The sequence below is a fragment of the Paraburkholderia sediminicola genome (assembly GCF_046027355.1).
In the GTDB taxonomy this organism is placed as follows: domain Bacteria; phylum Pseudomonadota; class Gammaproteobacteria; order Burkholderiales; family Burkholderiaceae; genus Paraburkholderia; species Paraburkholderia sediminicola_B.
Window position 1 is genome coordinate 1 of sequence record NZ_JAQQEK010000038.1, and the last position, 23,009, is coordinate 23,009.

The following is a 23,009-nucleotide window of genomic DNA, read 5'->3' on the forward strand; positions in this document are numbered from 1 at the left end:
GTGGCGCGAGGTGGACGATGCGCTCGTCGTCTATGACGCTGAACAGCGGCGGCGTGATCGGCTGAAAACGGTCGTGAGCCTGAACCAGCGTGCGCTGTCGATTGCGCGGCAACGGTACAAGGCAGGCGCGGTCGATTTCCTCGACGTGCTGAACGTGCAGAAACAGTTGCTCGATGCGCAGAGCAACCTCGAGCAAAGCAAGGCCGACGCCGACGCGAACCTCATCACGTTATGCAAGGTGCTCGGCGGCGGATGGGAGTCAACGTATGCCAGACAGGACAGTCTTCCTTGAACCGGCGTTCTGTTGCGTGCGACAGGATGTGTGTGAGGCGCGCGTCTTCCCGTCGTCGACTTCTTGAAAAAAGGTCGGCGAACGATCGCCTCTAGGACCCGTCAGCCGTTTCAACAACGGCCGGGACGACGCCGCCTACATCTTTACGCTGAACGCAGCGACCGGAAACTCACGCGTACCTCTTCCGAGAAAACTTGCGGCTGCTCCCAGGCCGCAAAATGTCCGCCTTTGGGAAGGCGGTTGTAGTGAATCAGCTTCGGATACGCCTTCGCTGTCCAGCTTTGCGGGGCAGCGTAAATCTCATCTGGAAAGACGCTGACGGCAACCGGAATGGCGACGTGCTTGGGAGCGAAGAAGTTGAGCTTGTTTTCCCAATACAACCGCGCCGAAGAAATTCCCGTGTTCGTGAGCCAATAGAGCGTCACGTTGTCGAGAACGTCGTTTCGCGTCAGCCCCTCGGACTGACCGTCAAACACGCGTGCGATAAGTGCCTGGCTGGCGGCGTCGTGGTCGAGCATCCACGCGGCGAGGCCGACAGGCGAATCTTCAATTCCGTACAGCGTCTGCGGGCGGTTCGTCATCTCCTGGGCGTAACCAAGACCGTGCTTGTAGAAAAAGTCGAGCTGATCATAAGCGTGCCGCTCGTCGGCTGAGAGGTCGGCCGGCGGCGGATTGCCGTACTTGAGCGCCTCTGCAATGTTGTCCGGTACGGTGGCCGGCATGTTGGTGTGAATGCCGAGCAGTTCCGGTGGCGCAAGGAGGGCCATCTGCTCAGTGACAGCATTTCCCCAATCGCCGCCTTGCGCCACATATCGCGTGTATCCGAGCCGCTTCATCAGCACGACCCACGCGCGCGCGATGCGAGCAGGGTCCCAGCCGGTCGCGGTCGGTTTGCCTGAGAACCCGTAACCCGGGAGCGACGGAATCACCACATCGAATGCGTCCGATGCCATCCCCCCATGAGCGGTCGGATTGGTCAGCGGACCGATGATCTTCAACTGCTCGATGATCGAACCGGGCCATCCGTGCGTGACGATAACCGGCAACGCGTTGGCATCTTTCGAACGAACGTGGATGAAATGAATGTCGAGCCCATCGATTTCGGTGACGAATTGCGGCAGTGCGTTCAGCCTCGCTTCGACTTTGCGCCAGTCATAGTCGTTCGCCCAATAGCGTGCGAGCTTCTGCATTGTCGCGAGCTGCACGCCTTGTGACGCATCAGTCACGGTCTCCCGCTCAGGCCACCTGGTCGCCTTGATCCGCCTCTTCAAATCGATCAGTTGCGATTCCGGCGCGTGCACATGGAGTGGACGAATAGCGGTCTTGTCACCGCCGCTCGGCTTCGCGACTTCAGTGACGGTTTGAGTCGTTTCCGCGAAAGCGAGTCGACTCAACGAGCCCGCAACGGCGGCGGCGGCTGCCACGCCGATAAAACGACGGCGCGATGGGGTTTGGGGAAGGATATCGTCAGCCATACAAGCTCCTGTTGGCAATGAATCAGATGAGGCGGAGCGATGAGTGCGGCGGCAATTCAACATCCTGGGCAAACACCTTCACGATTGTCCAATTGAGCCGTCTATGGAGGCAGCCAGTTGGCAAGCCTCACATGGTTATCGCTTCGACCGACCGCAAACCGCAGTTCGCAGTAGTTGCAGTGATTGTGTGGAAGCAAGCTCTCCGGGTAAACGGCCAAGTTAGAACAACAGTTGTGTCGGTCGCGAACAAATTCTTCGCGTTCGACTTTTCTGTCCACCGCCGTGTGCATGCAATGCACGAACCGACTGTGACGAGATGTTATGCCACGGCGGCCGTGTCGGTTAAATAATCCGCCATTGCTTCACACCGCTCAATATGGTCTCCTGATTCTTGATTGGCCGATGCAGTCATGCTCATTGGTATCTGCCGAGTGGGTGCCTACACTGATTCGTGTGGACCGAATGTCCCGCGCAGTCTTTCTTCCGCGAATTTCCTCAGCATCAGAAAGGAAGCAAACATGAAACTGACCCACTTGGTGGTGGCACTGTTCGCAGGCCCACTGTTTTACAACGGCAGCGCGATAGCACAGAACGACCAGGCGAGCGCCGCTGCGATTCAAAATGCGCAACCGGAAGCTGGCGCGAAGCAGGAATTCAGGATCAAGCGCGTGACGCCAGCATACTGGCGCGTCACCATCGACCATCCGCCATTCAATATCTTCGGGCCGGAATCCATACCGCAGTTGAACAGCGTGATCACCCAGATGGAGAACGATCCCGAACTGAAGGTCGTGGTGTTCGACAGCGCGGTACCCGGTTTTTTCCTGACTCACTATGACTTTGTGCCGCCCCTCGAAGTCACGACGCGCATGCCGCCCGGTCCGACAGGCATGCCGCCACTACCCGATATGCTGACTCGCCTGAGCCGCTCTTCCGTGGTGTCGATCGTGTCGATCCGGGGCCGCGCTACCGGCGTTGGCAGTGAGTTGTCCCTTGCATCCGACATGCGCTTCGCCAGCCGTGAAAAAGCCGTGCTTTCCCAATTCGAAGTGGGTGCCGGATTCGTTCCCGGCGGCGGACCGATGTCCCGACTTCCCCGCCTGATGGGACGAGGCCGCGCGCTGGAAATTCTGCTGAGCGGCAACGATATCAACGGCGAACTTGCCGAACGATATGGCTATGTCAACCGCTCACTTCCAGATGCCGAACTGGATAGGTTCGTCGATACCCTCGCTCGCCGCATTGCATCCTTCGACAAGCAAACCATCGGCGAGATCAAGCACTTCGTCAACATCGCCACGCTCCCTCCCGATAGCGAGGTTGGGCCACAGTGGGATGCTTTCATTACTTCCGTACAACGTCCAGCGGCACAGCAGGATATCAAGAGGCTGATGGAACTCGGGCTTCAGAAAAAACCTGATGTGGAAATTCATCTCGACCGGTACACCGGCAAAGTCAATCAACCTGACAAGTAATCATCGCGCTTCGCGCCGGGCCGAACCATCAGCCGCCGCACTCATGTCGGCAACTGCGTGCCGGCCTGCTCGGCGACGATATAGTTGGCATACCAGTCCGGCCAGTTTTCATCATGCTGTCCGGAGAGTTTCTCATGCTCGCCATGCGCGGCCGCGGCGCGTCGTAGCGCCCCTGCGAGCTCCATTGCCGAAGTGAATGCCGTGGCCTGCGCGTCCACCCTTCCAGGGAGTCGAGTGGTCACTTCCTGGAAGACCCAGCCATTTCCATCAGGATCGCTGAACGAGGCGAAGGAACCATAGCTGCGCCGCTCCGGTTGCGGGCCACTCACGCGTCCTTCCTCGCCCGCACGGTGGAAAAGCCCGCCGGCGTCATGGAAGACTTCGCTCACGTCGATGCCCCGCTCGACAAGCTCTGCGTGCGCCCTGTTTATATCGGACACGATGAGATGGAGTCCCTGTACCGAGCCCGGCTTTTCCGTCGTGACGCCCTTGCCGAAGAGGACCGAGCATTGCGAGCCGGGCGGCGTGAAATGCACAACCCGAAACTGCTCATCCTTCGCGATATCGACGTCGAGCCTCCAACCTAACCTGGCGTAAAACTGCTTGGCGCGATCGACGTCAGAGACTGGGATGACAACAATCTCGAGCTTCATGTCGACCGTCTGCGCTGTACCGGCAGCCGTGTTGGCTTGGTTGGATGTTTGTGCATTGCTCATGTCAAGCTCCTCGTGTTTCGGTGATTCAAGGGTGACTCATACGTTCTCAATCTCGGCGACTTACCTTCCTGATCTGGGAAATCCGATTCTATGTTGTTCAGCCTGATGGAATTGTAGTATCCGATGACTTACCAAAGGGCCGGTCGCTTATGTGAGAAGTCTCCGGGAAACCTCCGAGCCAATAAAGATTAAAGGAGGAAAATCAAAAATGAACAACTCTCACGAGTGCCGTGGGCACCTTCAACCCGCGCCCGTCGCGCCTGACTTGTTCCTCACGCGCAAGTCTGTTTGTCGCTGGAGGGTATTCGAACCCGGCGCCAAAGCGCCTAGATTAGCCCCTTATCGGAGCCGTGGACCCGATCGGCAACAGCGCCCACTCAATCGATTTGGAGGTTCTCCATGAGCACGTCACAAAAGGTCGTCGTCGTTACCGGCGCGTCGCAAGGCATCGGCGCAGAAGTGGTCAAGGCGTTCCGCAAGCTCGACTATCGCGTGGTCGCCACCGCGCGCACCATCAAGCCGTCGGAGGATCCCAACATTCTGACCGTGGCCGGCGACATCGCCGACCCCGACACCGCCCGACGCGTGATCAGCGAAGCCGTGACGCGTTTCGGCCGCATCGATACGCTCGTCAACAACGCCGGCATCTTCGTCGCCAAGCCTTTTACCAGCTATACCGCCGAAGACTATGCAACGGTCACCGGCGTGAACCTGAACGGCTTCTTCTACATCACGCAGCTCGCCATCGCTGAAATGGAGAAGCATTCCAGCGGCCACGTCGTCAGCATCAGCACCACCCTGGCCGACCATGCGATCGACGGCGTGCCTTCAGTACTCGCCGCGCTCACCAAGGGCGGCCTGAACGCGGCAACCCGGTCCCTCGCGATCGAATACGCCAAACGCGGCATTCGTGCCAACGCGGTCTCGCCGGGCATCATCAGGTCGCCGATGCACCCTGCGGAAACGCATGCGGCACTCGGCGCGCTCCATCCGATGGGCCATATGGGCGAAATGAGCGATATCGTGAACGCGATCCTGTATCTGGACTCCGCCCCGTTCGTCACCGGCGAGATCCTGCACGTCGACGGCGGCCAGAGCGCCGGCCACTAAGCGCAACCATGCAATAGCAGGCTCCGTTTCACACGACCGGACGCCGCCAGCCGGCAGCCGGTTTGCCGACCAGGATCAAGGAGAACATCCATGCCAATCGTCACGATCCAGGTGACCCGCGAAGGCACCAGGCCGGGCGTCGACTCGGTCACCGCAGAAGAAAAAGCTGAACTCATCAAGGGCGTCAGCCACCTGCTACTCGACGTGCTGAAAAAGCCGCTCGAAGCAACCTTTGTGGTCATCCAGGAGGTGGAAACGGAGAACTGGGGCTGGGGCGGTCTGCCGGCTGACGTATATCGCAAGCAGCGAGCTTGAAATAAGGGCATTCGCAGAAAAACTGGATGAAGGACCAAAGCGGCGCACAACGGTGTATGAACCCGGCGGCATCAGACGCGAATTCGATTTTGACCCGCGCAGATGATGGCGCAGCTTTGCATACCGCGGGTCTTCATTGCGACGATGCCTGGGTCACCGACCCACCTGTTCTAATGGCGAAGGCCGCGCATACCGCGCCTCAACCGGCCGCCAACTGTAATCCTCCCGATAGTTCTTCAACGGCAAAACCGTCTCCGCATCCCTGACGTCATATCGAGCCGATGATCTGAAAAACTGGGTGCAATAGTCGACGAATGTCCTGAGCCTCGCCGGAAGCAGTTCCCGGTGCGAGTAGAAGAGGCAGATCTCAACCTTGCTGTCGAATGTGGTGCACAGCGGCAAGATATGCTTAAGGCGCCCTGCTTCGATATCCTCACGCACCATGGTTTCAGGCAAGGCGGCAATGCCGGTCCCCATGAGTGCCGCCGCCCTAAGCAATATCTCGTTCCCGTCCATCGACGACATGGGAGACACACTCACCCGTGTGTCGCTCTCCAGCAGATCGACCACGTCCACGCCTTTCTTTCGTGAATCCGTGTCCAGCAGGAGAAAGTGATGGGTCAGCTCGGCGGCGGTTTTGGGAGTACCGCACTGCTCAAGATAAGCGGGCGCTGCAACGAAGATGCGCTGTGACCTCGACAATGTGCGGCGAATCACGGCAGACTGCTCGACCAGGTGCGGCGGAAGAATCGCCATGTCGAATCGGCCGTCATACAGATTTGCGGCCCCTTCCTGAACGGAAACGATCAGATTCACATTAGGGGCAATGGCGTGATAGCCCCGCACCAGACGCGAAAAGGTTTCGCTCATCAGCATCGGGTGCACAATCAGCCGCAGCTTTCCGCTGTCGACTTCACGCGAGCGCGTAATGCGACGATTCGCTTCGTCGAGTTCCTCGAGCAAACGGCAGCAACTCAGATAGTACGGCTGTGCCGCTTCAGTCAAGGAAACGGACCTTGTTGTTCTAAGCAAGACCCTCGTCTGGATGCACCCTTCCAGCTTGGCGATCGCTTTCGATACCGACCCGGTGGTCACATTCAGCGATTCCGCAGCCTTGCTAAAGCTTTGATACCGTGCGGCAGCAACGAATGCACGCAACATGTAAAGCTGGTCCATCTCGCACCTCACTGGTCAATGTAGAGATCTGGAGCAGAGTATTCAGGTGCCGTGAATCGTTACTGGCGACACAGTCCAAATAGCCCGGAAACGAATGAAGGGTAAGCGCGAACGCCGCGTGGCGCCATCGTCCGATATGGTGTAACGCATCGTGCGCTCGCGTGCTCAACTAATACGTTCGGATGCGCGCACCTATCCAGCCCGAATGCTCTTTCGGCAATTTTTTCGTGGTCTCAGGACGCGGCTATCGCACCGCATGATGTGCTAGCGAGGCGTCGCGGCACTTTCGAGGGCAAGGATATAAGAAGGAAATCGGTTGGCGGAAAGGACTACATCTAGACCTGACTTGCCTGCAACGGTTCGATCGCATTCAGGGCCGATTCGAGGATCATCGCGCGGGCGTTGACCGGTGCAGGTTTCGAGCGCTGCGGATGAAATATGCGGTCGCCGCGCCTGATCCGTTGCCCGCTCAACACGCATATCCCTGATACCTTGGCGTTCGCTACTCGCCAGACCTGGGCGCCGTAGAAGCAGCTAGTCGGATCCCGCCACGCAATTGTCACGGTGAGCGACGTGGTCCGCTCAATCAGACTCACCTTCAGGTGAGGCAAGCGACTAATACCTGGCATCGCTTCGAAGCCATAGGATGTCCCGCGTTTTGACACGGGCGTCGTATCAACGCCTGCATTGGGACATCGTAATCCCGATGACAACAGTCGTATCGTCTGAACCCACGGGTCGACTTGGCTAACCAGCATGGCCGCGCTCCTTATGAATCGAAACGTAACGTTTCACTCTCGCTGAACGGGACGCCACGCCAGTAACAACACATTAAGCGCACCGAACAGACGCGCAATGACTCCAGCGCCTAGGGACGGCGCCGCTGCGTCTGTCTCCCCGGCGATGCTCGATGCGGCGGCTCGTCAATCTATCGGTCCGTGCGTCCGCGTATTTGCTCCGAAGCCATGATATGGCGATTGAGGTGTGGATAGAATGCACGCTTAGGAAAAGGGCTTTTTCCGCCGCAACACCTCTGGCACGAGCCCGATTGCTTCCGTGTCTGCGAGTGCGCCGCGTGTCTACGCCCGGCGATCGGTATGACCGCATTCATGCGCGAGGTGCCTACGGTCTGCGCCTCGTTGTTGGTTCGCTCATGCGGCGAGGCGCGTAAGCGTCTGTTGAACGCTGGCCGCCGTAGCGTAGCCCGAACTGAGCTGCCCAATTTTTCCGTGCAGTTCGACAAACAGCGATGGGAAGCCCGATACACCCAGGCGGCGGGTCAGCGCGAAATCTGCGCGAGTTGCCTGTATCGCCTCGTCCGAGGACCAGACGGTGAGGAACGCATCGGCGTCGACGTCAAAGCCCGCAGCCTTCATCGCCGACGCGCCGATCGCGGCCAGAACCTTACCGTCCGTGGTATCAAGTCCATCAACATAGAACGCACGCTGAAACGCACCGAAGACCGTCAACAGATTGACCGCGGGCTTGATCAGACGGGCCGTTACCACGGCGCGGCAGACCGGCTCAGTGTCATAGACAAAGTTCTTCCTCGCAAGCAACGCTTCGCGATTGAATTGCGCGCCGCTAAGTTGCTCGACGCGGGCCCAGTGCGTCAGGCGAAACTGCTTGCCCGCGTCATCCAAAACTTGCGTGGAACCTGCGGCCAGGCCACCCAGCACAACCTGTACTGCAAGGTCGGGCATCGCCTCTACGATGGTTGTCATCTCCTTGTGGAAGCCGTAACACCAGGAGCACATTGGGTCACCTACAAATATCAGTTTCATAGCTAATTCCGTTAAATTTTTCTGTTGCGCAGGCCCGTTGCGCCGATCTTGAAGAGCGCGGTGATCCGCCGCCGGGTGACGTCTGTCGAAAGGATCATAGAGCCGAACCGTGATGTCACGAACCAGGTTGGCCTCACTTCACTTTTTACACCGTGTAACCAAGGTCTCCTGACTGGTCGATGGCTGCGTGCAGGTACTTTTCCCGACGCGCGAGGTGCATCGACCGTTCATACCAAGGTATAGCCGATGCAACTTGCCCGGATGCGTCCGCGGCCGCATGGCGCGGGCGGTCTACTCGCATCGACATTCTCGAGAACGGATTTCGCTCCAATTGGATATACGGCCGTATGAGTTCCACACGCTTTTTCAGAGGCCATGCCACCCGTTCGTACAATGTCTTTCAGCGGCTGAGCCGTGTACCTTGATCTCATGGCGAGTGCGACCGTCTCGCGCGCCACCGACGAGGAGGGCGAGTCGTGGATGCAAGGGAAACAGCAAATTCGGTGATCAGTCTGCACGGCGACGCGCTCCCGTCAAAACCGCGCTGGATTCAGACCGACGCCGACACAGTGAATGCACTCCCCGAGCGGGTATTCAAAACACTCGTACTTGTCGTCTGCGGGTGGTCGTTGATTGAGGCACCGCTAGAGTTAGGTGTGTCCGACGCCCACGCCGGGTTGGTTGCCCTGCTCCTGTCGAAGCTCGTAGTGGTCGGCACAGGTCTCGCTGCCATTGCCAAAGCACGCTTTGCTCGCGAAACGTTTGCCTTTCTCTGCGGTGCGAGCGTGCTGGCCATCGCACCCGCTCTACCGATGGAATTCAACCATTCCTTCGCGATAGCAATCTTCTCGTCGATCGAATGCTTCAGCAAGGCCGCGTGCGTGATCGCATTCGGCATCGCATCGTCGCGAGAAAAGCAGTCGCGCCGCCAATAGCGTGCTCGACAGAAATGCGGTTGCGCGCCGACGCACTTATTTGAGGAGGTGGATATGTCTCGCGTATTGCACAACTGGATTTTTGTCGGCACTCACGCCTACGACGAGTACACCTTCGTCCCGTGGCTCAACAAGAACGTCTATCGGCGGACCGTGGACCTGAGTCGTGTCTGCCTGCTGTGAATCAACGGCGCGTAAGCTCGGACGCGTGGCCGGAAGGGATGCGGACAGATACGACTTCATCATGCGGATCGCTCGATTCGTCAGAAGAAACAGCATCCTTGCTTTATCGCCGCTCAGGCTATCAGGTAACGATATAGTTGCCGCGCAATGACACCAGGAAAGACCGTGCGCAACAGGTAGCGATAAGCGCGAGCATTGCTTACTATACGAAAAGTATCGGCGTCAGCTTGGCGTAACGAACTTTTCGAAGATCGGGCGATGAAACATGACAACGTTGGGGCAGGAAGTGAATCATTGCCGGACTCGCTTGTGTATGTGGTCGACGACGACGAGTCCATTCGAGGCGCCCTAACCTCTCTGCTCATGTCAGTCGGCATTCACGTGCGGGCGTTCGAATCGGCCGACGATTTTCTAGCCACGGACATGCCGGACGTGCCGAGTTGTCTCATTCTTGACGTTCGTCTGCGAGGCACGAGCGGCCTGACCCTGCAGCAAGAGCCCTTTAAAGAAAGTGTTCGATTTCCGGTCATATTTCTGACCGGGCACGGTGACATTGAAATGTCCGTCAAGGCAATGAAGGCGGGCGCATTCGATTTCATGACAAAGCCGTTCAAGGATCAGGATCTGATCGATACGATCGCCGCTGCTCTGAAAAGGGACGGCGAATTGAAGCGCCAGGAAAGGATCGTTGCGGGCATCCGTCAAACATACGATTCGCTGACAGCGCGCGAGCGGGAAGTCATCAGGCTGGTCGCCGACGGACTGTTGAACAAGCAGATCGCCGACCTCCTGTGTCTGAGCGAGGTAACGGTCAAGATCCATCGGGCGCAAGCGATGCACAAGCTGCAGGCACGCTCAGTGCCTGATGTCGTCAGGAAGTTGCAGCAGGTGCTGCCTCTCCACTAAGGCGCGACGCAGCAATTTCTGTATTCGCTGCGCTCTCGCCGCCATCTTCAGCCGGGATCGATCCCGGCTAATACGAACTGTCACTAAAATCATTCTAAGGTCTTATTGTCGCCTCGTCCGTAGGCCTGTAATTTGCCTAGAGGATTCAGCCTTTCTGAATCCTTTCGATGCCGTGCGGACTCGAGATGAGAACAAAGCGCTCTCCTGCAGTTATCGGGGTAGTGGACGACGACGAATTCGTCCGGATGGCGACATCCAGTTTGCTTCGTTCGGCAAACTGGAGGGTCATTGTCTATGAGTCCGCCAACCATCTTCTAGGTGATACACGCCGATCGGAACTGAAGCTCGTTGTCGCGGATATTCACATGCCGGGCGTGGACGGTTTTGCGCTGCTTGAATCGATCAAGCTATGGAAGCGGCCAGTCCCTGTCATTTTTATCACTGCCTACGCGACGCAAGAGCTTCTCGAGCGAGCCGATGCCGGCGGAGCCGCCGGTTTCTTCTCAAAGCCAGTGGACGACGCACGATTGCTCGCGCTGATTGACGAGATACTGCGGAAGTAACCTGACCGAAGGTCCGTTTGTCGGCGTATATCGCGATTGCCTATCCGTTGCCCGGATGCGATCCGTTGCCTTGCGCAGGCAACGTGAACTGAAAAGTGGCACCCCCCGCAGAGTTCGACGTCACCCATAATCGTCCGCCGTGACTTTCCACGATCGAGCGGCAGATCGGCAGTCCCATCCCCAGGCCGTTGGGTTTGGTCGTAAAAAATGCCTCGAAGACGCCTTCCAGATGGTCGGCGTCGAGTCCTGGTCCAGAATCCTCCACGCTAATGCAGAGTTCCTTGGCACCGGACTTGCTGGTTTGGATCAAAAGCGTTCGCTCGCCGACGTCCGTTGCACTCATCGCTTCAAGGGCGTTGATCATCAGATTGAGCATCACCTGCTGCAGTTGCACCCGATCGCCCTGGATCTGAGGCAATCCCTCCACCAGTTGGACGACGAGTTCGACACCGTGCTTGCCGGCTTCACCTCGCATGAACGCGATCAACTCGAGAATCGCTTCGTTGATGTCGAGGCCGTCTTTTCGCTGCGGCTCCTTTTTAAAAAAAGCGCGGGTGCGGTCGACGATGTTATTGGCGCGGCCGCCATCCGCGACAATCCGGTTGAGCGCCTGACGCACTTCGTCGAGATTGGGCGGGCGCGCCGCCAGCCAGCGCAAGGCCGCACTGGCGTAGGCAACCGTTGCGGTGATAGGTTGCTTCACTTCGTGGGCAATCGATGCCGATAACTGGCCCATCGTCGCCACACGGTTTGAATGCGCGAGTTCCATCTGGAGTCCGAGATATCGCCGTTCGCTGTCGCGCACGTCCTGTTGCGCCCGCTTCTGATCGGTCAGGTCGAGTATGAAAGCGACGCCCTGCCCTTCGCGATCGCCGAAGGCCGCCGCGCCGACCAGCACGGGCACCCGGCTGCCATCCTTGCGCAAGTATTCTTTCTCGAACGGTTTGGCGCTTCCGTTGGCCGTCAATTCCGCCCTCACCAATTCGTCGAGGTCACGCCACTCGGGCGGAGTCAAATCGGGCCACCGGATACGCCCCGAGATCAGATCTTCCCGGCTGTAATCCACAATGCGCAGAAAAGCGTCGTTGGCTTCGACGACGTTGCCCTCAAAGTCCCAAATGTGGATCCCGATGATGTTCGAGTCCACCAGACGCCGAACCTTTGCCTCGCGCTCCTGAAGATCGGCATAAAGACGGGTGTTCTCGAGCGAAATGGCCGCCTGTGACGCCAGCAAATCGAGCAGCGACGAGCGGCGTGCCGTAAAAACATGCGAAGTGGCCGTGTTCTCGAGATACAGCAGGCCGCCGAGTTTGCCCTGTCTGACCAGAGGCAGGCAGAACACGGACCGAGTGGCGCCGCTTGCCAGGTAGCTGTCCTGGGAGAACATATTGGGTATCAACGCATCGTCGATGATGACGCTCTTTTGCGTGTGGATCACGTAACGCAGAATGGCGGCAGGGACGGCAGAATTGGCAAGCGGCTCCCGGTTCAACTCGATCCCGTTTCCATTGATTCGCGCCTCTGCCTCGATCCGGTAGCCGTCCGGCTGCTGCAGGACAACCAACAGGCCCCGATCGGCGCCCGCGGTCTGCAGCGCGATTGTCATCAGGCGCTCGATCAGGCCCGTCAGCTCGATCTCGCTGGAAAGGGCTTGCGACGCCTTCAATAGCGTCGCGGCGTCGAACTGCCGCCAATCGAAGCTGAGTGTCGACGTGGCATTGCTCCCATCCTGATTGGCGAGGCGGGGGAATTGCCCGTCGAGTTGCGCGACTTTGCCGTCCGCGCCCCAAAAGGCGAAGCAATGACGCGCGTTGCGCAAATACGCATCGGCGCTCGTTCTCAGGCCGCTGCTTAGATAGAAGCGGCCGGCAAGTTCGTTGGCGATGCCTTCGTGGTGTAAAAAACCATTTTCATGAGCGGAGTGGACCGCCTGTTCGTAAAGGCGCATGGCGTCGAGATCGCGGCCCTCCAGACGTGCGAGCTCCGCGCAAACAAGCGCGTAGCGGTTCTGATAGTTCTCCGGGCAGTGCTCAGCCCACGTTTCGAGCTTCTTGAGTTTCGCTGCAAGAATGCGCCGATACACTTGCTGCTGCTCCTCGGATGCCTGCGGATAAAGCGCCGTCAAGGTGAGCGCATGAAAGAAGTGATAGGTCGGTTCGATCGCCAGTGCCATGACAGAACTGAGGACCGCCTCCGCCCGGTCCGCGGCCTCCAGCGCGTCGGCATACCGGCCATCGAGGAAGGCAAGCATGACCTTGATGATGCGATAGACGCCGATAGCGCAGCCGAAATTCGATTTGATGATGGCCTCGAAGCAGGCTGCTTCGTCGAACGTCTCGTCGTTCAGATTCAACGGTTCGGTCGTCTTGCCGCGGAGACTGACGACGAATTGCCGCTCGACCCAGATCAACTCATACACCGCGTCGTTGTGGCTCTCCCGCGCGAGCGCCGCGTACTTTTCCGAGAGCGTCTGCACGTCCTCGAGGGCGGCCCCTTTCTCGATGGTCTGCCAAACCGCGTTGAATGCGACGTTGCCTGCAAAAACGAGGTCGCCCACTTCCAGGCACGCAGCGGTGGCCCGTTCGAGAACCGGCAGATTAGCTGCAATGTGGCAGCGCCAGAAATTGACGTGGGCGCCGTACAGGTGAAGCAGCTTTCCATTCAGGCGCCGATTGCCGAACTTCTCGTTCAGCTTGAGCGACATCTCCGAAAATTGCACTGCGGTGGGGATATCGCCGATCAGTGACACCAGCATCAGCGCGTAATTGCCGTAAGCAAAACTGGAGTTCTCGGTATTGCCGTGCTGCAGGGAGAGGTTGACCGCCTTGAGGGTGATGAGCGGGTAAAACGCGGGCCGCGCGGCAAAAGCGCAGTTCATCGCCTGAAGGAGAAGGTTGACGATTGCACGGATCGCCGGGTCCGTCGCGACCGGCGCCTCGACCAGTTCGCCGATGGGACGCCCGGCCTGATTGACAAGAACGTCCCGCAATCCGTCGTCGACGGCCGCCTGGATGTCCTGATCGGTCTCAGGAAAGAGGATGCCGAAATCGCGCAGCGCAACCAGCGCGACTGCGAAGCTCTCGTCATATCTCCCGGCGAGCTGATACAACTCGATCCGCAGGCTGAAGACCTTCGCACGATCGAGATTGGAGCGTGCCCTGCCGAGCATCATGTCGGCCAGCGCGTCGGCTTCCGCAAAATCGCCGGCCAGATATTCGCACTCCGAAAACGCGAGATAGAGTTCGAACGTGCTGTCGTAGCGCTGCGTCCACGCATCCGGCGACAGCAGCGCCACGGCTTGCGCCAGATAGCTGCGAGCGGCCGCGTAGGCGGTCGAATTCATCGCGCGCCGGCCCGCGATGCGATTCAACTCGACGACCTGCTCGCGCTCCGACTCCGCCAGGATCAGCGCCACGCCGCGATTGAGATGGTTGACGATATCGAAGATGGGATCCTCGAGCGCTTCCGGCGGGGTCCGTGACACCAGCGCCCGGCCAATCCGCAGATGCGCGGCGGCGCGCTCGTCGGCGGGAATCAGCGCATAAGCAGCTTCCTGCACGCGGTCGTGTGCGAATTCATAGGCGTTGGCCACGCGAAACACGAGCCCCGTCCGCACGGCTTCCCACAGGTTCGCGTGCATCGTCTCTTCAGAGCCGCCCTGAACCCATGTCAGTGCGGTGACTTCAGCAACGTTGCCGAGACACGCCAGTTGCCCCAACGCGTCGCGCGTCAGCGCAGGCAAGCGGCTCAACTTCGCCGCCATCAGATCGGCGACGTTCTCGGTAAACCCCTTCGCACGAATGCGTGGCAAATCCCAGCACCACGCCGCGGCGCGCTGATCGAATGTGAGCAGGTCTTCATCGACGAGCGCCGTCAGAAACTGGATCGCAAAGAACGGATTGCCGCCCGTCTTTTCATGCACCAGTTGCGCGAGCGGCCCGGCCGTCGCGCTGTCGCAGTGAAGTGAATCAGCCACGAGTTGCGCGACGCTCTCCGATGTGAGCGGCGCGAGTTCTATCTGCTGCACCTTCCCTTCGGCGTGGCTGATCGACTCGAGCGTGCGCGCAAACGGGTGCGATGCATCCACCTCATTGTCCCGGTACGCGCCGACCAGCAGAACATGCTTCACGTCCGGATGCGTGACGAGGTGGGCAAGCAGGTCGAGCGTCGCCGTATCGACCCATTGCAGATCGTCGATAAACAGCGCGAGCGGATGCTCAGGTCGCGCAAACACGCCGAGAAAACGTCGAAATACCATCTGGAAGCGGTTTTGCGCATCTTGCGGCGGCAGAACCGGCGCGGGCGATTGCTCGCCGATAATGAGCGCAAGCTCGGGGATCAGATTCACAATGAGCTGGCCGTTGGGCCCGAGCGCTTCCATCAGCGCGTGCCGCCACGGCTCGACCTCCGCGTCGCTCTGGCTCAGCAGGTTGCGTACGAGCGTCTGGAAGGCTTGTGCAAATGGCACATACGGGATATCACGTTTGTACTGGTCGAACTTGCCGGACGCGAACAGGCCGCGTGGCGGCACCAGCACCCTGTGCAACTCGTTGACGACCGACGACTTGCCAATGCCCGGATAGCCCGAGATCAGCACCAGTTCGACCGCCCCGCTGCCCACGACACCATCGAACGCTGTTACGAGCGCTTCGATTTGTGCCTCGCGCCCGTACAGTTTTTCGGGGACCAGCAAGCGGTCGGACGCGTCGTGCGCCCCCAGCGGGAACGGGTCGACGCGGTGGTACGTCTCCCATGCCGCGAGGCACGACCGAAGGTCGGCTTCGACGCCCGCCGCGGTCTGGTAACGGTCCTCGGCGGCCTTGGCGAGGAGCTTCAGCACGATGCCCTCGACCGCCTTCGGAATACCGTCAACACGCTCGCCTGGCGGTGCCGGCCTGCGCGCGATGTGGCAATGAATCCATTCCATCGCGTCCGAGGCGGTGAACGGCAGCGACCCGGTGAGCATCTCGTACAGTGTGACGCCAAGTGAGTAGAGATCGCTGCGCGTATCGATCGAGCGGTTCATGCGGCCCGTCTGCTCGGGCGCCATATACGCGAAGGTCCCGGCCACGATCTCCGGCGGCGCGGGCGGCTGATGTTCGTGCGGTAGTTGCGAGGCAATGCCGAAGCCGGTGAGCCGTACGTTGCCGTTTCCGTCGACGAGCACATTCGCCGGCTTGATGTCTTTGTGAACGAGACCGCATCGATGAACGTGACCGACTACCCTCGCCAGATTGACGGCGATGCGCAAAAAACGCGTGAGCTCCAGCGGGCGGCCGAGTGAGCGGTGGAGAGGCTCGCCGCCGTCGTCGTCGAGAACGAGCATGGGCGGCTCTCTGCGGCGGTAGAGCGCGAGCGGCTGAGCGGCCCAACTGGAATCTAGCAACGAGGCTAGTCCGTATTCGTGCTCGAGCCGTGTAATGCTCTGCGAGACCGTGCGGGTGGCGACCAGCGCGAGCACCGAGACGGGATGGCGGGGTCTCCGGGCGCGATACAGGGAGAAGTCGCCGTCATCGTGCAGCGGCTCCAACTCATATCCGGTGAGATCCACGGCGGACTCCACTGTCGACCGGAGCTAGTGCTTCGACACTGACTCCGATCCCATGCAAGATGGTTGCTGTAAGGCTGGGAATTCCATTTGGAAATTATTGTCCACGCTTCCCGCCTTCCCGGCTATTGCTTGCACCGCCGTCCCAGTTATTGAACCACCGCCGGCGCAATGCCAGAAACCGGAGCACGAGAAAAACGGCATGCGCGGCGCGCTTCTCGCGCGCGCGGCATGCCGCTGTATGAGGCTAGGGCCTCCCGGTGCGCCGCTTACTGCTGCGGCAACGCGTAGGCAATCACATAGTCGCCGAGCTTCGTGCCGAACGAGCCATGCCCGCCCGCCGCTATCACGACGTACTGACGGCCGTCGATCGAATAACTCATCGGCGTGGCCTGGCCGCCCGCGGGCAGGCGGGCCTCCCAAACTTGCTTGCCGTTGTTCACGTCGAACCCGCGGATGTAGTTGTCAGCGGTCGCGCCGATGAACGCGACGCCGCCCGCCGTGACGATCGGACCGCCCAGCATCGGCATGCCCATCCTGAACGGCAGCGGAATCGGCGAACTGTCGCGCACGGTGCCGATGCGCTTCTTCCACACGATCTCATTGGTCTTGAGATCGATCGCGGAGATGTAGCCCCATGCCGGCTGCTTGCACGGCAAGCCGAACGGCGAGAGGAACGGGTTGATCACCACGCCGTACGGCACACCGTATTGCGGCTGGATGCCCGACTCCGTGCCGCTGCCCTTGGCACCCGGCACCGGCTCCAGCGGGTTGCCGGGGCCGCGCGGAATCAGACGTGAGACGAACGGCAGCGCGATCGGGTTCGCGACGGCGATCTGACGGTCGGTGTCGACGGCAATGCCGCCCCACTCGAACATGCCCAGGTTGCCCGGGAACACCAGCGTGCCCTGCAGCGAAGGCGGCGTGAACGTGCCTTCATACCGCAGCTTGTGGAACATCACACGGCACACGAGCTGGTCGTACATCGTGGCGCCCCACATGTCCGCGTCGGTCAGGTTCTTCGACGGGCGATACGTGAGCTGCGAGAACGGCTGCGTCGGCGCAACGTGGTCGCCGGGGGCGGCGCCTTGCGGCACGGGCGTTTCGGGCGCCGGCACGACGAGCTCACCGGTGCGGCGATCGAGCACGAACAGGTTGCCGGTCTTGGCCGGCGCGTACACGACCGGCACGGTCTGGCCATCCTTGCCGGTGATGTCGGCGAGCGTGGGCTGCGACGGCTGGTCCATGTCCCACAGATCGTGGTGCGCGCTCTGGTAGAACCAGGCGAGCTTGCCGGTCGAGGCGTGAAGCGCGAGCAGGCCGCTGGCGTAACGCTCCTGCTCCGGCGTGCGATTGCCGCCCCAGATATCCGGCGTCGTGACGCCCATCGGCAGATAGACGATGTCGAGCTTCGCGTCGTAGGCGGAGGGTGCCCACGAGTTGGGCGAATTCCACGTGTAATGCTCGCCCGCGCCCGGAATGTGATTCGGGTCCTTCGCGCCCGGATCGAACGCCCAGAGCAACTCGCCCGTGCGCACGTCGAAACCGCGGATGACACCTGAGGGCTCACGGTTCGAGAAGTTGTCCTCGACCGCGCCCGCCACGACGATCACCTTGCTGGTGATGATCGACGGCGAGGTGGGCTCGTACATGCCCGGCGTCGTGACCGGCTGGGCGTGTTGAAGGTCGAGGTCGCCGTGGTTGCCGAAGCCCTCGCAACGCTGGCCTGTCAGCGCGTCGAGCGCGTAAAGGTGGCCGTCGTTGACCGGCAGGTAGATGCGGCGCGTACAGGCGGCCGTGGCATCGCTTGTCGGCGCGGCAGCAGTTGCGGTGGAATCGCTCGCTGGCGCGGCAGCAGCTGCCGCGGCATCGCTCGTCGGTGTGGCAGCGGGTGCAGCTGCCGTGGCGCCGGCCGACAAATCGACATACGACACGCCACGGCACGTCACGTGCTGGAACGACGGATCGGACTTCAGTCTCGGATCGAACTTCCACTTGAGCGTGCCCGTCTTCGCGTCGAGCGCGAACAGAATCTGATGCGGCGAGCATAGGTAAAGCAGATCGCCGATCTTGATCGGCGTGACTTCATTGGTGATTTCGACAGGATCGTTGGGCCCCTTCATGTCACCCGTGCGGAAGGTCCAGGCCACCTGGAGATCCTTCACATTCCCAGGCGTGATCTGCTGCAATGGCGAGTAGCGCGTGCCTTCCTGGGTGCGCCCATAGGCGGGCCAGTCGGCGGCGTCGATCCCGGTGCTGGTAGCACTTGCGGGCGAGGAAGCGCTCAATGTGCCGTTGACCTGCTGCGGATCGTTGAAGCTCGCGTACACGAGCACGCCCGCCCAAGCCACGAGCGCGACGACGAGCGACGCGACACCCAGCTTGCGCTCGCCCGGGAGCCGCCAGCTCATGAGCAGCAGCAACCACACGCCGAAGATGACAAGCACACCGGAGCGCGGCGCGAGCGCCCAGAAGTCGGGCCCCGACTCCAGCAGAGCCCAGATGGCCGTGCCGATCAGCACAAGCGCATAAAGCACGAGCGCGGCGGGACTGCGCCGCCAAAGCAGCCAGGCCACACCGAATAGCACGATGCCCGTGATGAGATAGTAAGCGGAGCCGCCGACCGCGAGCAGCCATGCGCCGCCGATCAGCAGATAGAGCGCGGTCAGCGCCGTAAAGAGCAATGTGATGACGCCGATCACGCCCCGCGAATTCGACTGACTGGTCATGATGATCTCAACCCTCTTGAGTGGATGTCGCCTGCCGCCAGTACCGACGCCGAATTCACGCGCCGGAGCATGGTAAAAAGCATATCAGAACGTGTGCATCATTCCGACGTACACGCCGGTTTGCGATTCGCCGGCTATCGGGCTCGTCGGCGAGGACGAATCGCGCGGCGTCGCGAACACTGAGAACGTACCGTTCCTGCTGTTGTTCACATAGGCGACGGTCCCGTAAAGGAAGGTGCGCGCGTCTAGGTTATAGGTGGTCCCGAGCGCATAGAGCAAGGCATGGCTGCCAGGGTCGTGCGCGGCATCTCCGGCGCCCTCGCCTACCCGGATATAAAAGCCCGCCGCCGTCACGGCCCAGCGTGGCGTGGCCTGATACGTGGCGCCGAGCCAGTAGTGGTCGGCGCTGTCGGCTACGCCTGCGGGCGAATCGGGTGCCGCGTAGTGCGTGTAGGCCGCCTGAATCTTGAACTTCTGCACGCGCACGTTCGCACCGACGAAATACTCGCGCGAGGCCGTGAAGATGTTGGATAAGCGGCCGCTAGAATCGCGTAGCTCGTCGTAGATGCCGCGCACGTCGAAGAGCGGCGAGTGATAGGTCAGCATGATGCCGTCCGAGCGGCCGAACTCGCCTGCGGCGCCGTTGTTGAAGCCGTTCGCCTGATTGCCAAAGGCATATTGGCCCTGAACGTCAAAGCCATGGAAGAGACCGGGCTGTGGTACTCGACGTTGTTGCTGGTCTGCTGCCAATTGCGTCCGCGCACGAGCGAAGCCGACGACACGGCCTGCTGCACGAACGGATCGAATTCCCAGACGCCGTCGCTGTCGATGAAAAGATTGCGCCCGGCCTGCAACTGGCCCCACGTCTCGTTCTTGAGGCCTACATACGCGCGGCGCGAGAAGAGCCTGCCGCCGCCAGTCGTGCCGTTCATGATCTGCAGCGCGGTTTCGAGATCAAACAGTGCGGACATGCCGCCGCCGAGATCTTCGGTGCCCTTGAAGCCCAGCATGCTGGTACCCCAGTCGCCGCCTTCCGCGCTCCAACGGCTCGAACTGCCACCCGTGCCGTTGGCAATGTGATTCAGGTATTCGATACCGCCATCGACACGGCCATACAGCGTCACGCTCGATTGTGCAGAAGCAGCCGCGCTGGCTGCGAGCAGGACGACACCGCACAGTTGATATTTCACGTGAGATTCCAGGTTGATTCTCCTTTCGTTCTCCCTTGCCGTCCTGGACGCTGTGCTGATAGAAAGCGTACGCCGGAAGGTGACAGAGTCGGACTACCGACTCGAGTGCTCGCTATAACGCTCGTTGTGATTCGCGCGGATCGTCGAGCACTACCCTGACGTTCAGGCGCTTGCGAATGCGCTCTGGCTAGAGCTATGCATATTAGGAGGCGCAGCAGCGACTTGGAATGACATATTAGTTGTAGCCGGTTACCCTGATTCGCTCGCAGGTCTGCCCGTATCCCGACGCCCAGGCGAGGCACGCTGACGCCAAGGGCAGCCCGAAGCTGAGTGCTATCGGGCGAAGATGGTTGGCAACGTTCCGCACGATCAGCGTCGTTCTCGCGGCTACGTCTTTCATGCAGTGAAGAATGAGTGCTTCGTGGGGCATCGAAACTGCCCGTTGAACCATTGGGCTTCGCTGGTTTCCTTACTTCTGACCTTGCTTCTTTCCGGCGGCCGGATTTCGCTTCTGACGGCATGGCATGACATCGACCATGCTGCCGCCTGGACCTGAGCCTTATCGCGCTTTGCTCGCCCCACTCCAGCTAAACCCAAAGCTCGACTGCACCGCAGGCGCCCACTTCGCGCACGCACGAAAACCCAGCAGCGCGCCGCCCACGGCAAACAACACAGGAATCAGAAAATCCTGGCTCACGCGGGTGAATTCGAACATGAGCACCACGGCTGTAATTGGCATCTGCATCGAGGCAGCGAGAAACGCCGTTGCGCCGACCACCGCGAATGCGCCCAACGACGCCCCCGGCCACACGAGGCTCCACAATCCGCCGAGCACGATCGCCAGCAGCGCGCCGTTCGCCAGCCCCGGCGTGAGCAGGCCGCCTTCGGCGCCCGCGCGCAAACTGCTCGCGGTGATCACCACCTTCAGCACCAGCAGCATCGCGGCGAGACTGATGGTCAAGCCACCATCGAATGCCAGTCCCGCAGGTCCCTTGCCATTGCCGAGCAACTGCGGGAAATGCATCGCGAGAACGCCGATCATCGCAAAGTTCAGCAGCGACAACACCGGCAGGCGCCAGTTCTTCGGCGCGGCCGCCCGCGAGCGTTTCATCAGTTCCGCGAAGCTCCACGCCGCCACGCCGAAGATCGGACCGCACACCACGGACCAGACCACGAGCGTGGGGCTCAGCGTCATATACGGCACGAGATATTGATGCTCGTTGCCCAGTCCCAATTGCGCAACCAGCGCGGCCACCGACGAGGTCACGATGGCCGGCACCAGGGCGGGCCAGCCGAAGGTGCCCAGCAGGACTTCGAGCACGAACACCGCGCCGCCGAGCGGCACGTTATAGACGGCGGCTAAACCGGCGCCCGCGCCGCACGCCACCATGATCCGACTCTGCGCGACCGACAGACCCGCGCGACGCGACAGCCAGCCGGCAAGCGCCGAGCCGATTTCGCGCGGCGCGACTTCGCGACCGAGCGGCGAGCCGAGCGCCACGGTGACGATCTGCAGCACCGCATGGATCGTCGTGCTCATGACGGGCATCCGCGGATCGTCGGACTTGACGGCCTGGCGAATGCTCACGAGCGGCCGGCCGAACCGATACAGCGCCCACCAGCCGAGCCCCGCGACCAGGCCGCAAAGCGTCAGCACGAGCAGGCGGCGTTCGGGCGCGGCACCGGCGACGCCTTGCAGAAAACTCTCGGCGCTGATCACGTGCGTCACGCTGTAGCCGTATGCGAGATGCTGGATGCCGTGCAGCAGCAACGCGAGCAGCATGCCGCCGAGGCCGGCACCGATACCCGTGAGCAGCGTGACCGCGGCGACCACGGCAAACGGACTCCGCTCGCGGCGTACAGGCTCCGAAGTGATTGATTTGACTGACATGGCGCGTCGACCAAGGCGAAATAAGTGGGATGGCGACCATGGTATTCCGCGACGCAACATGAATCAAATTGATTTTTCAGCTCGACTGATGCGTATGCTGCATATATTGAAAGTGAAGCCTTTCCGGCTCACACCGCGCGACTGGCGCGATGTCACGCACGTGCCTAGCGAACGGAAACGAAGAACATCGACACCACACACGCAACACCGACAAACCAGACCAGCGAACGCAGCGACGCCAGGTTCGCGACATACAGCACGCCGTGCAGCACACGCGCGACGACGAATGTGATCGCCAGCCAGTTGATCCACGTAACCGACCCGCCCGCCTGTCCCGCCACGACGATCGCGGCGGTGAACATCGCCAGCGCTTCCCACGCATTCTGATGCGCCGCATGAGCCCGCGCGCGCCAGCCTTCGAGACCGGCAAGATAAGCGCGTGGCGTGCGATTGTCGTAGCGCTTGCTGACTTTCGCCAGCATGGTCCACGGAAACGGCAACAGCGCCACGATGAGCAGGCATAAATGCGGAATCGTCATGAGTTAGTCTCCTTGTATGCGCGACACGAAATGCCGCGAGCCGCTGTTATACCCGCCGGCCCGTGCCGCCGCCAACCGGAATCCCGCGAGCGCCACCTCTACCGATAAGCGAATCATCTAAAGTGAAATATGACCGGATCAGCAAGAAAATCGCACCCGAAATAGATTACAAATAACAAACT

17 protein-coding genes and 1 pseudogene are annotated in these 23,009 nt (G+C 60.6%); 8 read left to right on the forward strand and 10 right to left on the reverse strand.

Features of this window, described 5'->3' with window-relative positions; translation table 11 throughout:
• Positions 1-292 (forward strand): TolC family protein (locus PQR42_RS38500; RefSeq protein ID WP_408391220.1); only part of this gene is annotated, 292 nt, incomplete at its 5' end.
• A 143-nt stretch (positions 293-435) separates the two neighbouring features.
• On the opposite strand, the gene PQR42_RS38505 is transcribed toward PQR42_RS38500, so the two are convergent.
• Positions 436-1,767, reverse strand: a complete 1,332-nt coding sequence (locus tag PQR42_RS38505) for an epoxide hydrolase family protein (protein WP_408218505.1) — start codon at positions 1,765-1,767, stop codon at positions 436-438.
• A gap of 518 nt (positions 1,768-2,285) precedes the next feature.
• Between PQR42_RS38505 and PQR42_RS38510 the strand changes: the two genes are divergently transcribed.
• On the forward strand, positions 2,286-3,242 hold the full coding sequence (locus PQR42_RS38510) for an enoyl-CoA hydratase/isomerase family protein (RefSeq protein WP_408391218.1): 957 nt from the start codon (positions 2,286-2,288) through the stop codon (positions 3,240-3,242).
• 41 nt (positions 3,243-3,283) lie between these two features.
• Here the strand turns inward: PQR42_RS38510 and PQR42_RS38515 are convergent, their stop codons facing one another.
• On the reverse strand, positions 3,284-3,958 hold the full coding sequence (locus tag PQR42_RS38515) for a VOC family protein (RefSeq protein WP_408391215.1): 675 nt from the start codon (positions 3,956-3,958) through the stop codon (positions 3,284-3,286).
• A 399-nt stretch (positions 3,959-4,357) separates the two neighbouring features.
• Here PQR42_RS38515 and PQR42_RS38520 point away from each other — a divergent pair, with 399 nt between their 5' ends.
• Positions 4,358-5,068, forward strand: a complete 711-nt coding sequence (locus tag PQR42_RS38520; RefSeq protein WP_408218513.1) for an SDR family NAD(P)-dependent oxidoreductase — start codon at positions 4,358-4,360, stop codon at positions 5,066-5,068.
• Positions 5,069-5,158: 90 nt separating this feature from the next.
• Positions 5,159-5,383 (forward strand): tautomerase family protein, encoded by a 225-nt coding sequence (locus PQR42_RS38525; protein WP_408391212.1) that lies wholly within the window; start codon positions 5,159-5,161, stop codon positions 5,381-5,383.
• A gap of 153 nt (positions 5,384-5,536) precedes the next feature.
• Here PQR42_RS38525 and PQR42_RS38530 read toward each other — a convergent pair whose 3' ends face one another.
• The 3 genes from PQR42_RS38530 to PQR42_RS38540 form a co-directional block, all read right to left on the reverse strand.
• Entirely contained in the window at positions 5,537-6,559 is a 1,023-nt protein-coding gene (locus tag PQR42_RS38530) for a LysR family transcriptional regulator (protein ID WP_408391209.1), read from the reverse strand.
• A 335-nt stretch (positions 6,560-6,894) separates the two neighbouring features.
• Positions 6,895-7,317, reverse strand: a complete 423-nt coding sequence (locus PQR42_RS38535; RefSeq protein ID WP_408391207.1) for a DUF3331 domain-containing protein — start codon at positions 7,315-7,317, stop codon at positions 6,895-6,897.
• Positions 7,318-7,710: 393 nt separating this feature from the next.
• Positions 7,711-8,343: a DsbA family protein gene (locus PQR42_RS38540; protein ID WP_408391205.1), complete on the reverse strand. Its 633-nt coding sequence runs from the start codon at positions 8,341-8,343 to the stop codon at positions 7,711-7,713.
• A 476-nt stretch (positions 8,344-8,819) separates the two neighbouring features.
• On the opposite strand from PQR42_RS38540, the gene PQR42_RS38545 reads away from it, so the two are divergent.
• The 4 genes from PQR42_RS38545 to PQR42_RS38560 all read left to right on the forward strand — a co-directional run bounded on the left by PQR42_RS38545 (position 8,820) and on the right by PQR42_RS38560 (position 10,930).
• Positions 8,820-9,278: a hypothetical protein gene (locus tag PQR42_RS38545; protein ID WP_408391202.1), complete on the forward strand. Its 459-nt coding sequence runs from the start codon at positions 8,820-8,822 to the stop codon at positions 9,276-9,278.
• 54 nt (positions 9,279-9,332) lie between these two features.
• A complete protein-coding gene (locus PQR42_RS38550; protein WP_408218529.1) occupies positions 9,333-9,461 on the forward strand; it encodes a hypothetical protein in 129 nt (42 codons plus the stop codon).
• Positions 9,462-9,719: 258 nt separating this feature from the next.
• Positions 9,720-10,367: a response regulator transcription factor gene (locus PQR42_RS38555; protein ID WP_408218531.1), complete on the forward strand. Its 648-nt coding sequence runs from the start codon at positions 9,720-9,722 to the stop codon at positions 10,365-10,367.
• 221 nt (positions 10,368-10,588) lie between these two features.
• A complete protein-coding gene (locus tag PQR42_RS38560; protein ID WP_408218534.1) occupies positions 10,589-10,930 on the forward strand; it encodes a response regulator in 342 nt (113 codons plus the stop codon).
• A 40-nt stretch (positions 10,931-10,970) separates the two neighbouring features.
• Here PQR42_RS38560 and PQR42_RS38565 read toward each other — a convergent pair whose 3' ends face one another.
• The 5 genes and pseudogenes from PQR42_RS38565 to PQR42_RS38585 form a co-directional block, all read right to left on the reverse strand.
• Positions 10,971-16,481, reverse strand: coding sequence for a trifunctional serine/threonine-protein kinase/ATP-binding protein/sensor histidine kinase (locus PQR42_RS38565; protein ID WP_408391199.1), 5,511 nt, complete (start codon positions 16,479-16,481; stop codon positions 10,971-10,973).
• Between the two features lie 266 nt (positions 16,482-16,747).
• The gene (locus PQR42_RS38570; protein ID WP_408391196.1) at positions 16,748-19,207 is read right to left on the reverse strand and encodes a glucose/quinate/shikimate family membrane-bound PQQ-dependent dehydrogenase; all 2,460 of its coding nucleotides are present in this window, start codon (positions 19,205-19,207) and stop codon (positions 16,748-16,750) included.
• A gap of 84 nt (positions 19,208-19,291) precedes the next feature.
• A pseudogene (locus PQR42_RS38575) lies at positions 19,292-20,397 on the reverse strand (porin).
• 559 nt (positions 20,398-20,956) lie between these two features.
• Positions 20,957-22,288 carry a chloride channel protein gene (locus PQR42_RS38580; RefSeq protein ID WP_408391193.1) on the reverse strand — a complete coding sequence of 444 codons (1,332 nt, stop codon included), beginning with the start codon at positions 22,286-22,288 and terminating at the stop codon, positions 20,957-20,959.
• A 164-nt stretch (positions 22,289-22,452) separates the two neighbouring features.
• A complete protein-coding gene (locus PQR42_RS38585; RefSeq protein ID WP_408218547.1) occupies positions 22,453-22,827 on the reverse strand; it encodes an MAPEG family protein in 375 nt (124 codons plus the stop codon).
• Positions 22,828-23,009: the final 182 nt, after the last annotated feature.